Genomic DNA, 12,620 nt, shown 5'->3' on the forward strand with positions numbered 1-12,620 from the left:
ATATGCTGGATACCATGGACTACGATCTGGAAAATCGGTGTTCAACTGTTGGTGTTGAACAGACCGCCAGCAAGTCGCCTCGCAAACCAACCGCGATGGATTGGTTCAAAGCAATCGGCCCCAAGGTCAACGAGGTGGTTAAACCGTTTCAGTGCGGTGCCCCTTGGACGGCCTTCGCCAGCGATCTCGAACTGCGCCGCCTTGCCCGCCTACAGGCACGGATCGAGCGAAAGCAAGCGGCGTTGTCAGAGCTTAAAGCAGACCGCCGTCAGATCATGGTTCGCTGCGTTCGTCGTATGCGTCGTGAGCGGGGCTTGTCGTCATGACCGAGCGCATCACCGCAGCAGATTACCGCAAGGAGCAAGCCGCCTCGCAGGGGGCGGATAAGGGACGGGTTCGCGGGACTAAGGCCGTCGTGGTGCAGGGGATCAAGTTCCATTCGCAGCGGGAGGCAAAACGCTTTGGCGAACTGCGCCACCTTGAGCGCGCCGGGATCATCGAAGACCTGCGCCTACAAGTCCCGTTTGAACTGCAAGGCAGGGATGGCCCCATTCTGACGCCCACGGGCCGGGTCATGATCTACAAGGCCGATTTCGTCTACTTCGACAAGCGTATCAATGCCGAGGTGATCGAAGACAGCAAAGGCCACCCGACCGACACCTTCATCATGAAAAAAGCGATCCTTGCCGCGCAGGGCGTGGAGGTGGTTGAGACATGAACGCCCCTTCCACAAAGTCCCTTTTCCGCGCAACCAAAGCGAAGCGCAAGATCCACCCCGCACAGATGCTTATCGGCGGGCTGCCTGAACAGCGGAAGCCGGACGCAATACGCGATCCGTTGGACTATGATCCGACCCCACGGGATGCCACGGCAGCTTTCCTAGCAGCCGAAGGGGACCGCCTGCGCGAGATTGGCGGCCCGATCTGGGAGAACGCCGTGGGCGGCGGCCACATGGCCCGTGAGATTGCCGCGCATGGGTTCGACGTGGTTGGCAGCGACATCGTTGACCGGGGCCACCCCGGGACCATCATACGCCCGTTCTATAGCTGGGACGGCACCTATGAGAACATGGGCCGCCCACCTGCGGACATCATCATCACCAACCCGCCGTATAACGAGGTATCGGCGCGCGACGGGCATGGCCGCTGGCTGGAACACATCGAGAAGCTGGGCGTCCGATACGCCGCCATGCTGCTCAACTGGGACTGGATTGCAGCCCGCATCAACGGGATGGACGAGCTTCACGCCCGGTTCCCGGTAAGCCGCGCGTATGTCTGCTGCTGGAAGATTGATTTCCGCGGGGGAGGATCACCCCCCCAACGCAATGGCTGGCTTGTCTGGGACCGTGATTGGCAGGGGGAAACCGTCCTGCGTCGTTTGTTCCGTGAGGGCGGCGAACCAACGCAGGAGCGGCTGCTATGAGCCAAGACGCTTTTCTCGCCCGTCGCATTGTACGCTTGATTGAAGGCGCGAAGATCAATGTCACGACCGAGGCCGCAAGCCATCAGGCTATCGCGCGCATACTTCGTGATAGCGGCCTAGATGTTTCGTGCGAGGTCCGGCTATCGGCCAAAGATCGCGTTGACCTTATGGCCGGAACTATCGCTATCGAAGTGAAAACTGGCCATCGGCGCCGGGACATCCTTCGACAGATACAACGGTACGCCAAGATTGATGGAGTGTCAGAAGTCATTCTGGCCACCGCAATCGCGTTCCCAAAATCCATCACCGATCTTAGCGGCAAGCGGCTGCACATCGCATCATTGAGCAGGGGCTGGCTATGAACCTTGGAAAACTTGATTATGACGGGAATAGCTGGGCTTTGATCGACCTAAAGCCGCATGTGTCTATGCGGTTCAAAGGGATGTTCAAGGGAATACCCGAAGGTCAAACGCCACCGTTTATTCTGCGGGACCGCCTTGACCGCGCAGCCGATCTTGATTGGTTCATGCAGCGATACCCGCTGGAAGTTACTGACCGCGCGGCGAAGCGTCTGGCGGAAGGTGTGGAAGCCTATAACGCGCAAAGGCAGCGTTTAGAGACATTGAAGCGCCCAGACTATCAGCCGCTGATTGATCCTGGCTTTAGAACTGGCGAGAAACCTTTCAAATACCAGCTTCGGGCCGCTGAAATGGCCCGCGCAAATGGCGGTTTGCTGCTGCTTGATGATGTTGGTCTCGGCAAGACCGTTTCGGCACTGGCGGCGGTATCTGATGGTTGGGGGTTGCCCGCTGCTGTAGTGGTACAGCCGCATTTGCAGCGTCAGTGGGTAGTTGACTACATCAATCGCTTCACAAACCTGCGGGCAGTGATGGTGAAGGATCGCAATGTGCGCGACCTTGAGCCTGCCGACATCTACCTATTCCGGTATTCAAATATCGCAGCGTGGGGCAACTACGCCGAGACACTAGGCTGTAAGACCGTGATCTTGGACGAGATCCAAGAACTGAGACATGGCACCAGTACCGATAAGGGGCGCGGCGCTAAGGCTTTCGCAGACGCTGCCGATGCTGTGATAGGTCTCACGGCTACGCCGATCTACAATTACGGCTCAGAAATCTTCAACGTGATCGAGTTTATCGCTCCGGGAGTTCTCGGCACTTGGAGCGAGTTCATCATCAACTGGTGCGTGTCCCATGGCGCGCATTGGGTAGTTAAAGACCCATCTGCCCTTGGCGCATACCTGCAAGGTGAAGGCGTGACCCTGCGCCGTACCAATGAGGATGAAGAAGTATCCGCAACGCTACCACCGGCGTCCAAAGTAATCTTCGAAGTTGATTGGAATGAGGGCGACGCGGAGACAAACCAAGAGCTGCAGCGCAAGTTGGCTATGCGGGTTTTGGGAGGTGGATGGCACGAACGTGGCCAAGCTGCCCGCGAACTCGATCTTCTTCTGCGCCAAGACACCGGTATCGCCAAGGCCCGGGCTGTGGCTGCCTACGCGAGAACACTGGTAGAAGCGGGTGAGCCCGTCGTTATAGCTGGCTGGCACCGTGAGGTTTACCGCATCTGGAATGAGGCGTTGGCTGACCTGAATCCGGTGATGTTTACCGGTAGCGAAACCCAAGCCGCGAAACAACGTGCCGTAAAGGCGTTCATGGCAGGCGACACCAAGCTGATGTTTATGTCGTTGCGGTCAGGTGCAGGTCTCGATGGTTTGCAGCGCGTTTGCCGACATATGATTTTCGGTGAAATGGATTGGTCTCCCCAAGTCCATGCGCAGGTAACTGGACGCTTGCGCCGTTTCGGTCAGAAGCATCCAGTAACATCCCACTACCTTTGGACAGACGGCGGGTCTGATCCGGTCATAATGTCTGTGCTTGGCCTGAAAGCATCCCAATCTCACGGCATTCTTGACCCTTACGGTGCAGATACGGAGGCTACTCCGGTTGATGAAACACGGGTCAAGCAATTGGCGAAGGCGGTTCTCGATCGATCCGAAGCCGTCAAGGAGCGGCTGCTATGACCCGCCGCCAGCGCCGCCGTAAGCCCCATCAGGTACACCCGAGCCGGAAGTGCTTTAGCCACTTCTCACGCCGCTTGGGAGAGCGCGTAGAGCCCAGCTTAGACGCCAAGGTGATATGGGACGGGATCATCGACGCCATAGAGCGCGGCGACACCCTCTACGTCTCATTCATCGCCCGCCTGAACAAGAAGGGGCGCCGCCTGTGGCGGGTAGGGGGCGGGCCCTGTGCCTACACCTTCTTCATTGTCTACGACCACGCCCTGAACTGCCCTGTGACGGTGCTGGACACAACCAAAGTTGCCGGATGCCACCCTGACCTGCGCAGAGGCAAAGTTATCACGCTTGAGGACCACATATGAGACACGGGAGCGATTGGTATAAGAGAGAGCCGATTGCCTATCTGGGCGGCGTCCAAGGCATGACGGCCAAGGAACATGCCGTCTATTCGGTGACGCTTGACCTGATCTATCAGCACGGTGGATCGGTGAATAATGACCCCGGCTGGATCTCTGGTTGGATCAAAGACATGGGTGCGGCATCCGTTCGCAAGACCATCGCAACGCTTGTGGAACGCAAGAAACTCTACATCGATGGCGATCAAATCTACCAAAAACGGGCGAAAACCGAAGCAAAAACCAAGGAAAACGTGAGTGAAACCGCGCGAGAAAACGGGAGAAAAGGCGGCAAAAAATCAGCGGAAAATAGGGCTGCCTCCAAGGAAAACAGTCACTTAAATGAAGCGCCCGCTTCAAGCGAAAACCAAGCAGAGAAGAGAAGAGAAGAGAAGATAGAAGTAGATAAATCTACTTCTACTCAAGAGGCGGAAAATTATCAGAGATTTTTGAAAGCCCATCCCAAGCCTGTTCGGACTGATGCGGGGGAGAACCTGTTCTCGGAGCTTGTGGCCGAAGGGGCGGAGCCAGAGCAGATCATCGCGTCAGCCGCAGCCTACGCAGAAACCGTCAAGGGTTGGTCCGCCGAAGCCAAGGTGCAGCAGTCGGATAACTTTTTGGACCCGGATCGAGGCAAGTGGCGCGAGTTCATTCCCAAGCCAAAGGCCGAACGCGCATCGGATTCCGAGATCCTGAATTTCTGGGCCGAGAAGATCAACAACTCGAAGTTTGTCGCGCCCAGTTCGGTCAATCCCAACATAGCGCGCGCCCTTGTCGACAAGGGCTTGGTCACAGCCGAAAAGCTGAAAGAGCGAGGTATCGCTGCATGATCGAGCCCATCACAGCAAAGGAAATGCAGCAGGCATATTTCTGGGCCGCTCAGTGCCACCCGGAGCTTGCCCAGGCCCGTAACCCGGAGGAATACGCCGCGGACTTCGCGCGCCGGCATGGCATCCGCCTGCCTGACTTCTTCGGCAAGACCCGGACCCATGATGTCGCCCACCGGCGTCAAGAGTGCATGGCCGATCTTCGCGATCAGGGCTTCACGCTTTCGCGGATCGCCCGGCTGTTCAAGCGCGACCACACGACCGTCCAGCACGGAATTGAAGCAGTTAAACGGAGGAAGGGACTATGACCATCTGGGACCGCATCAAGCGGGCGTGGTGCGAACGCTTTCACGCGGGCGGCTATGTCTGCCGGGACCGGCTCGGGCGCATCAACTGGAAGTGCGACACCTGTGGGCGGTTTGCTAACCCGGTGACGCATGAGGATGAGCGCCGCGTGGTGGATGCGAAGATCGAGGAATACCGCCGCGCCAGTGAAGTAGCAGAGCGGCACAAGGACTACGCCCGTTCGCGGGATCTATGTGGTCCACACCGCTTCAAGGCCAATCTGATCGAGACACTGGGCACCGATTGCGTCGTCTGCGGCCGTCCGATCTGGGACGGCATCCACGACACACGGAAGGAGAACGTCTAATGGTTTGGCGCGCACACGCTCAACAGAGCTACTTCACCGGAGGGGCTGCGCTTAGCCTCGCCAAAATCGGCAACGATCACGGTGTCAGCACTGTCACGGGTATGACCTTCACCGATACTGCTTACGGGGAATACGAGCCGAAGGAACCGATCATTGACGGCCCGGAAGCCGTGGAGTTCATGCAAGCCGTCATGGATGCCGCCTACGAGTATGGCTTGCGCCCCTCTCGCGCACAGGACGACACCGCGCAGGGAAGGCACCTCGAAGACATGCGCGACATCACCAAGCACCTTCTGAAGATGAACAAGGGGTAATCCACCATGCCAAGCAAGCAGGTCGAAGACGTTTACAACGCCGGGGGCTTCGATGGCGGCCCCCTTGGCCGTCCTGGACGAAAGGGGACGGACACCGCGAAACTGGACGTGCCGAAGGACGCCGCAGTGCGCGCCATGTGCCAAGAACTGTGGAAGATGCGCGAGGGGCTCGCAGCCATGGGCCTACACGCCCACATCCTCGACCAAGTAAGCAACAAGCTCAACGCACAGGCGTTGGAGATCGAGCGGTACAGGTCGGATCGCGCCTATGTCCTCGGCCACAACGATGGATGGGATGCAGCCATGGCAACAGGATTGCCGAAGGACGAGGTGAAGACATGACGACACCCAAGAAATTGCGTGATGTGGCGCGGGACGCTGAGAGCGATACCCATTCAGCCATATGGGATTACCCCGAAGTTTTGCGCGAAGCTGCCGAGAAGATAGACTACCTTACCGACCTACTGAACAAGATCGAAATACTAACCGCCACGGGCGAGGGGCTGACCCCGGAGGAATGTATGCACATTCATCTGATGGCAAATGTTCGGACGGAATAGGGGTTAAGCGTGGTGACACGCGAATCGGCCAGCGGTAATATTCTCGGGCAGGGTGGAGAAGCGGTATCTCGTCTGGCTCATAACCAGAAGGTCGGCGGTTCAAGTCCGCCCCTTGCAACCAAATTCAGATCGCCGGGAAGCCGGTGAAAGACGCATATATGTTCTGCCCGTTGGGACGATTGGCTTAATCGTAGATTGCAGCGGGGCCGTGGCTGGATTGGTCCGTGGGAGTCGGACAGAAAACGCCGCTCGATACTACCTCCCTGTTGAACTTGGCCCGCACCGAGAGGATCGCGGGCTACTTTTCACAAGGGACAAGGGGAACACCATGAACACCACTGGATACCGACCCGCCGAAGAATTTGCCCGCCAAGCCACCTGCACCGTCTGCAATGGCCGTGAGCGGGTATGCGAGAACCACCCGGGCAAGGCATGGCCACATGAGTGTGATTGCGGCGCCGGTATGCCCTGCGTCTGTAGCCCCCTCCACAAGCACCAGCCAAAGCAGGAACAGGAAGGCGTTATGCCCTTCATTGAATCCGCCCACACATCACTTGTCGGAGCTTTGCGCTCAGCTCCAAAGGTTATGCCGATCACTGTGGTATCTGTAGACGGCACGAACAAGGGCCAGCTTGTCATGTTCGACGGCGAAAAATGGTCCAAATCAGAAGTGGTGAAACGCCTGCGAGCCGCCGCCGACTTCCTAGAAGCGCATCTTTAACAAGCCCGCCATTTCAGGGGGGTTAAGCGCCTTTTTCCCGCTACATCCTGTGGGGTATCATTACACCGCGCCACAATGTAGCAGGATGCGGTTTCTTGGCACCGAAGACCCCACACGCAAACCACGACGAAGAACGAGAGTTCATTGAGCAGTATCTGAACGAAGGTTCGGAAGGGTACGGCGACATCAGCCACGTCTTGTCGTCAGGTATTAAGCCTGAAGGCTTCTATGTCTACTTGCTGATTGATCCGCGCGATCAAGCTATCTTCTACGTAGGGAAGGGTTCAGGTGGACGAGTGTATCAGCACGTCAAGTCTGCCCGCGCCCCAAAATCAAAAAATGGTGTCAAAGACTGCCGGATAATCGAAATCCAACGCGCAGGCGGAAAGGTGATCGAGGCCATCTACAAGAGCAACTTGTCGGAGGACGAGGCTTTTGGCGTTGAGCGGTACCTAATTGAGCGGCTTCGCAAGCATGGTTTGACCAACATAGCCGGAGGGGTTGTCACATCGCGGCAATCAAGTATGGCGCGCGCAGCCAAGCTCCTATCGCACCTGAAGTCATACGACGTGTGGTTCAACAACGCATCGCCTGAGACGCTAGAGCTTGTAAGCACGGTGTTCGGCAGTCCGCGAGACTTCTACGACACGTTGCGCGGAGAAATCGAGGAACTGACAAGGTTCCCGCAGGTGCTTGAGTTCGAATATTCAAATGCATTGAAAAATTTCAAAGGAAATCAAAATGCCTGCTGCTAGAGGGGGCGCGCGCAAGGGAGCGGGCCGCCCAAAGGGCAGCCGTTCCGCAGCGACCAAGGAACAGATCAAGACAATATCAGAGCTTGCGAAGGACCATGCGCCTGCAGCCCTCAAGGCTTTGGTTCAGGTTGCCACCAGAGGTAAGAGCGAGGCCGCACGGGTCAGTGCTGCGTCTGCCATCCTCGACCGAGGCTATGGCAAGCCTTCGCAGTCCCACGAGGTCACAGGTAAAGACGGCAAGCCGATCTCCCACGATATGAAGGTAAGCGCCAAGGTGGTCATGGTGCCCCCGAAGGATGAATCCGTAGTCGAGGTGAAGAAGATACCGAAGGGTGAAGGCGAATGAGCCTGCACGTTGACCCTACGGTGCTGGACGACCCGGACACGGAAGTGGTCTGGAAACCTACGCCGAAGCAGGCCGAGTTTCTGGCGTCTGACGACTTCGAGGTTCTCTATGGTGGCGCTGCTGGCGGCGGTAAAAGTGATGCCCTTCTGATAGACGCCCTGTGCCTCCAGCATGGCGGCTTGGAGAACGGCAACCACAGAGCGGTTCTATTCCGTCGCAGCTTTGTGGAGTTGCGGGATCTCATTGGCCGTTCCCTTGAGCTATACCGCGACATCGACCCTGACGCGACGTACAACCAGACAGACAAGGTTTGGACGTTCTCAAGCGGGGCCAAGGTAGAGTTTGGCTATCTCGCCAACGATAACGACCGCCTGAAGTATCGTGGCCGGGCTTGGAACTACATCGGCTTTGACGAACTGACCCTTTGGACCACCGATGTCTGCTATCTATACCTGTTCTCCCGCTGCCGATCGACAGACAAGACGCTGCCTCGCTACATCCGCGCGACCACGAACCCGGATGGCCCAGGCCAGAAGTGGGTCATGGAGCGTTGGGGTATTCAGGAGACCGGCGAAGAAACCTTTGTTCCCGTTGACATCGTGGATGAAGAACTTGGCACGATCACAAGCATGTATCGGCGGTTCATCCCGGCTCGCCTGTCGGAGAACACCTATCTGAGCTCAACAGGCTACCGTGAGGCACTGCTTCAGCTTGCGCCAGAGGAACGTGACGCGCTGCTTCAGGGCTTCTGGCGTCAGGGCAAGGTGCATGGTGCTTATTACACCAACGAGATGCAGCGCCTTCGCTCAGAGGGCCGCATTCGGCATGTACCCTACGTTTCATCAGCGCCGGTCAATACCTTCTGGGATTTGGGCTGGAATGACACCACAGCGATCTGGTTTCATCAGATCGTCGCTGGCGAACATCGTTTCATCAAATGCTACGAAAACAGCGGCGAGAAACTGGAACACTACGCTCAGTACCTTCTCTCAGCCGGTGTCAACCTGTCCGGGGTTCACTATCTGCCGCACGATGCTGAGAACAAGAGCCTTCAGACCGGTAAGAGCGCGGTCCAAATTTTGCGCGAGCTGCTGCCAGCCCTTTCTTTCCAAGTCGTGCCGCGCACCCCGCAAGTCCTAACCGGCATCAATCAGACGCGCCTTGCCATGGGCAGCAACGTCTACATTGACGACGTTGAGTGCGTCGATGGCGTTGCCGCGCTGGATAACTACCGCAAAACGTACAACCCGCGCCTCGATGCCTTCACCGACCAGCCCATGCACGACCGGTTCTCGAACTATGCCGATGCCTTCCGACAGTGGGGGCAGGTGTTTGAGGAAATCGTGCGCGGTCACGCCCACAAACCCACATCGAAACAGCGCCGCCGCGCAACAGGATTGACCGCATGACCTCTCTTATTCGCCCCGCCCTCAATCTCGCACAGCGCCACTTTGAGCGGACGCACCAAGGTATCACTTGCATTGGCACATGGCTGACGCACGACGACCAGAAGGGCCGCACAGAGCCGTGCCTTGTCCTCCTGGACGCATCCCGCCCCATCGCAGCAGGCCGCACCGTGCCGGTGGTAATCCCCATGCGTGAGGCTTGGCGCTATGCCGTGTCCGACGACAAGACTATTGGCGACCGCCAACACGCCAAGCGCGCCATCGTGGGCTGGATCGAAGAAGGCCTATTGCCCAACGGCTTCATCCCCATCCTCAGCGCCATCAACGATAGCCTGCGCGACCTCTACAACATGCCGCCTAAGCCGAACTTTGGAACCGAGGCCATAGGCGACCTTATCATCAAAGACCGTCTGTCAGGGTCGACCCTTAAAGAGACGGAGATCACGAACGATGTGTAATGTTGAACGAGCAGGGGGCCGCGCCAATGTTTAACCCTGATGAAAAGCGCAACCGGCCATCCGGTGACGATGTATCGGGCAGCTTGGTCTATCACGGCGGACGCAAGAAGGCCCCGGGTGACACGTTCCTGCCGGATGATACCCCGGACCCGAACCGCAATCTCAAGCGCAAGACCGCATGGCTGGACAGCCCGCAAGGCTGGAACCTGCACACGAACCTCATGGGCCACTACATCCGTGAGCTCGACCGGCAGGCAGAGAACCGCGTTCAGATGGCAATGGACGAGGACTTCTACGACCACATCCAATTCACCGAGGATGAACTTGAGATCCTAGCCGAGCGCGGGCAAGCGCCGCTGGTCTTCAACATGATCCATACCTCTGTGAACTGGGTTCTCGGATCGCAACGCCGCTCGACCATGGATTACCGCATCCTCGCGCGTAACGAGCGCGGTGTGCAGGCCGCAGAGCGCAAGACGCAATTGCTCAAGCACGTCTCAGACGCCTCTCACTTTGAAAGCGCAACCGCCGATGCCTTCCAATCCGCAGTGAAGGCCGGTGTAGGCTGGCTGGAAGCCTGTCAGGGCAGCGACGACGACCACGCCAAGGTTATCATGCGCTCCGAGAACTGGCGCTCCATGCTCTATGACAGCACCGCCGTTCGTTATGACCTTGAGGACGCCCGGTATCAGATGCGCGTCAAATGGCTGGACGTGGACATCGCTATGGGTCTCTGGCGCCACCGGGCCGGGATGATCGAACGCGCAGCCAATGAATCCGGCAGCGGCATGTTCATGTCTGACGATCTCGGCGACGACGCCATGGATTTTCAGGAGATCGAGCACTTCCACAGCTATGCGGGCGGCAACCGTCAGAACGCCGTGGCCAACCGCGACCGTGTGCGCGTCATTGAGTGCTGGTTCAAGCGAATGGTGCCCGATGCAGCCGTGATGAAGGGCGGCCAGTTCCACGGCGAGCTATTCGACCCATACAGCCCCGGCCATGTCGCAGAGTACAACGAGGGGCGCGCCTTCCTCTCCACTCGCCCGCGTCAGGTGGTTCACTGCGCCCTGTTGACCGATAGCGGCCTGCTGGACGTGCGCCGCAGCCCATACCGCCACAACCGCTTCCCCTTCACCCCTCTCTGGGGCTATCGCCGCGCCCGTGATGGGATGCCCTACGGCATGATCCGGGGCCTGCGCGACATTCAACGTGACCTTAACCGCCGCGCCGCCAAGTCGCTGCACCACCTCTCGACCACCCGTGTGACGGTCGAAGAAGGTGCGGTGGATGATCTGGAAGAACTGCGCAACGAGGCCGCGCGCCCTGACGCGGTGATCCAGTACAAGCAGGGCAAGCAGGCGCCCAAGATCGAAGCAGACCGGGACATTGCTGCCGCCCACGTCGACATGATGTCGCGCGATGCCCAGATGATCCAGCAGGTCAGCGGCGTGACCGACGAGAACCTTGGCCGCAAGACCAACGCCACCAGCGGCAAGGCCATTCTGGCACGTCAGGACCAAGGCCAGCTAACCACGTCGCTATTCTTCGACAACCTGCGCCTCTCTCGGGCCATCCATGGCGAGAAGTCCCTCATCATGGTGGAGCAATACTACACCGAGGAAGACGAGTTCCGTATCACGGACAGCCGCGGCAACCCGGACTTTGTGGCGATCAACAACGGCGACCCCGAGAACAGCATCGCAGAGTTCAAAGCCGACTTTGTGGTGTCTGAGGAAGACTGGCGCGCGACAGCCCGTCAGGCACAGGCCGAGCAGCTACTTGAACTAGCTGGCCGCCTATCCTCGACCGCGCCGCAGATGGTTGTGGGCATCATGGACCTCATTGTGGAAGCCCTCGACGTGCCGAAGCGTGATGAACTGGTGAAGCGCATCCGTGAGGTGACAGGCCAAGAGGATCCCGACGCCGATCCCGATAACCCGACACCGGAAGAAGCCGAGCGTATGGCCGCCAAACAGGCTCAGAACGAGCTTCAGCAGCGCGCAGCCATGGCCGAGCTTTCCGAGAAGGAAGCCGACGCCGCTAAGACCAAGGCAGAGGCCGAGAAGGCGAGCGCAGAGGCTCAGAAGATCCTCGCAGAGCTTCAAGGCGCCGGGCAGGGGGGCGAGAACGCCGCTCAGGGCGCAGAGATCGAGCGCCGGTTCATGGAGCAGCAGCAGGCGTTTGAGCGCGAGCTGATGAAGCTGCGTGAGCAGGCCATGGAGCAAACCGCCAAGTACGAGCAGAAGATCGCGGAAGCTGATGCCCGCGCCGATGCAGCGTACCGCGCCGTGGAGATCGAGAAGGCCCGGATCGCAGAGGAAGGCGACATCAAGATCGCTGAGATCGAAGCCCAAGCCAAGATCGCCATCGCCCAGATCAACGCCAACCACAAGGCCGAGACGGAAGAAGCGGCCCGCAAGCAAACCGACGACATGAACAACATCACCGACCGCGCCAAACGCCTGAAAGATCAGGCAGGCGCCGCAAACCAAGAGGACGCATGACATGACTACCGATGTGACCGCGAAAGACTTCAATCCCTCCAACAATGAATTGGTGGATCAAATCAAACAGAAGGCGAATGAGCTTGCGGAGGTGGTCAATCAGCTACCCGCAAGCCGCCGCCGGAGTATCGCACTCACGCACGTCGAAACGGCCAGCATGTTCGCTGTGAAAGCCGTCTTCTACGACGACGACAACCAGCGCACCGACGCCTGAAC

At 58.5% G+C, this 12,620-nt stretch carries 19 protein-coding genes and 1 tRNA gene; all 20 read left to right on the forward strand.

Translation table 11 applies throughout. From position 1 onward, the window contains the following. Positions 1–2: 2 nt before the first annotated feature. The 20 genes from T8A63_RS06655 (at position 3) to T8A63_RS06750 (ending at position 12,618) form a co-directional block, all read left to right on the forward strand. Entirely contained in the window at positions 3–326 is a 324-nt protein-coding gene (locus T8A63_RS06655) for a hypothetical protein (protein WP_209218141.1), read from the forward strand. Next, positions 323–718: a DUF1064 domain-containing protein gene (locus T8A63_RS06660; RefSeq protein WP_322345340.1), complete on the forward strand. Its 396-nt coding sequence runs from the start codon at positions 323–325 to the stop codon at positions 716–718. Before T8A63_RS06655 ends, T8A63_RS06660 begins: the two co-directional genes overlap by 4 nt. Next, the gene (locus T8A63_RS06665) at positions 715–1,422 is read left to right on the forward strand and encodes a hypothetical protein (RefSeq protein WP_322345341.1); all 708 of its coding nucleotides are present in this window, start codon (positions 715–717) and stop codon (positions 1,420–1,422) included. The genes T8A63_RS06660 and T8A63_RS06665 overlap by 4 nt, the downstream gene beginning before the upstream one ends. Beyond that, positions 1,419–1,784, forward strand: coding sequence for a hypothetical protein (locus T8A63_RS06670; protein WP_322345342.1), 366 nt, complete (start codon positions 1,419–1,421; stop codon positions 1,782–1,784). Before T8A63_RS06665 ends, T8A63_RS06670 begins: the two co-directional genes overlap by 4 nt. Beyond that, positions 1,781–3,466, forward strand: coding sequence for a DEAD/DEAH box helicase (locus T8A63_RS06675; RefSeq protein WP_322345343.1), 1,686 nt, complete (start codon positions 1,781–1,783; stop codon positions 3,464–3,466). Before T8A63_RS06670 ends, T8A63_RS06675 begins: the two co-directional genes overlap by 4 nt. After that, a complete protein-coding gene (locus T8A63_RS06680) occupies positions 3,463–3,825 on the forward strand; it encodes a hypothetical protein (RefSeq protein WP_322345344.1) in 363 nt (120 codons plus the stop codon). The genes T8A63_RS06675 and T8A63_RS06680 overlap by 4 nt, the downstream gene beginning before the upstream one ends. Continuing rightward, complete coding sequence (locus T8A63_RS06685; protein ID WP_322345345.1) at positions 3,822–4,688, forward strand: DUF1376 domain-containing protein; 867 nt, start codon at positions 3,822–3,824, stop codon at positions 4,686–4,688. Before T8A63_RS06680 ends, T8A63_RS06685 begins: the two co-directional genes overlap by 4 nt. Next, on the forward strand, positions 4,685–4,993 hold the full coding sequence (locus T8A63_RS06690; protein WP_322345346.1) for a helix-turn-helix domain-containing protein: 309 nt from the start codon (positions 4,685–4,687) through the stop codon (positions 4,991–4,993). The genes T8A63_RS06685 and T8A63_RS06690 overlap by 4 nt, the downstream gene beginning before the upstream one ends. Beyond that, complete coding sequence (locus T8A63_RS06695; protein WP_322345347.1) at positions 4,990–5,337, forward strand: hypothetical protein; 348 nt, start codon at positions 4,990–4,992, stop codon at positions 5,335–5,337. Before T8A63_RS06690 ends, T8A63_RS06695 begins: the two co-directional genes overlap by 4 nt. Continuing rightward, the gene (locus tag T8A63_RS06700; RefSeq protein WP_322345348.1) at positions 5,337–5,651 is read left to right on the forward strand and encodes a hypothetical protein; all 315 of its coding nucleotides are present in this window, start codon (positions 5,337–5,339) and stop codon (positions 5,649–5,651) included. Before T8A63_RS06695 ends, T8A63_RS06700 begins: the two co-directional genes overlap by 1 nt. Positions 5,652–5,657: 6 nt before the next feature. Next, the gene (locus T8A63_RS06705; RefSeq protein ID WP_322345349.1) at positions 5,658–5,993 is read left to right on the forward strand and encodes a hypothetical protein; all 336 of its coding nucleotides are present in this window, start codon (positions 5,658–5,660) and stop codon (positions 5,991–5,993) included. After that, positions 5,990–6,211 carry a hypothetical protein gene (locus T8A63_RS06710; RefSeq protein ID WP_322345350.1) on the forward strand — a complete coding sequence of 74 codons (222 nt, stop codon included), beginning with the start codon at positions 5,990–5,992 and terminating at the stop codon, positions 6,209–6,211. Before T8A63_RS06705 ends, T8A63_RS06710 begins: the two co-directional genes overlap by 4 nt. 46 nt (positions 6,212–6,257) lie before the next feature. Then, positions 6,258–6,332, forward strand: a tRNA-Met gene (locus T8A63_RS06715). Between the two features lie 207 nt (positions 6,333–6,539). Further along, positions 6,540–6,932, forward strand: coding sequence for a hypothetical protein (locus T8A63_RS06720; RefSeq protein ID WP_322345351.1), 393 nt, complete (start codon positions 6,540–6,542; stop codon positions 6,930–6,932). A gap of 95 nt (positions 6,933–7,027) precedes the next feature. Further along, complete coding sequence (locus tag T8A63_RS06725) at positions 7,028–7,687, forward strand: GIY-YIG nuclease family protein (RefSeq protein ID WP_322345352.1); 660 nt, start codon at positions 7,028–7,030, stop codon at positions 7,685–7,687. Then, positions 7,674–8,033, forward strand: a complete 360-nt coding sequence (locus tag T8A63_RS06730; protein WP_322345353.1) for a hypothetical protein — start codon at positions 7,674–7,676, stop codon at positions 8,031–8,033. Before T8A63_RS06725 ends, T8A63_RS06730 begins: the two co-directional genes overlap by 14 nt. Beyond that, complete coding sequence (locus T8A63_RS06735) at positions 8,030–9,442, forward strand: terminase large subunit domain-containing protein (RefSeq protein WP_322345354.1); 1,413 nt, start codon at positions 8,030–8,032, stop codon at positions 9,440–9,442. The genes T8A63_RS06730 and T8A63_RS06735 overlap by 4 nt, the downstream gene beginning before the upstream one ends. Further along, positions 9,439–9,897 carry a hypothetical protein gene (locus T8A63_RS06740; RefSeq protein WP_209218160.1) on the forward strand — a complete coding sequence of 153 codons (459 nt, stop codon included), beginning with the start codon at positions 9,439–9,441 and terminating at the stop codon, positions 9,895–9,897. Before T8A63_RS06735 ends, T8A63_RS06740 begins: the two co-directional genes overlap by 4 nt. A 26-nt stretch (positions 9,898–9,923) precedes the next feature. Further along, positions 9,924–12,404: a hypothetical protein gene (locus T8A63_RS06745; protein ID WP_322345355.1), complete on the forward strand. Its 2,481-nt coding sequence runs from the start codon at positions 9,924–9,926 to the stop codon at positions 12,402–12,404. A 1-nt stretch (position 12,405) separates the two neighbouring features. After that, positions 12,406–12,618 (forward strand): hypothetical protein, encoded by a 213-nt coding sequence (locus T8A63_RS06750; protein WP_322345356.1) that lies wholly within the window; start codon positions 12,406–12,408, stop codon positions 12,616–12,618. The last annotated feature ends 2 nt before the right edge of the window (positions 12,619–12,620 follow it).

This window comes from Sulfitobacter sp. OXR-159 (assembly GCF_034377145.1).
Taxonomy (GTDB): Bacteria; Pseudomonadota; Alphaproteobacteria; order Rhodobacterales; family Rhodobacteraceae; genus Sulfitobacter.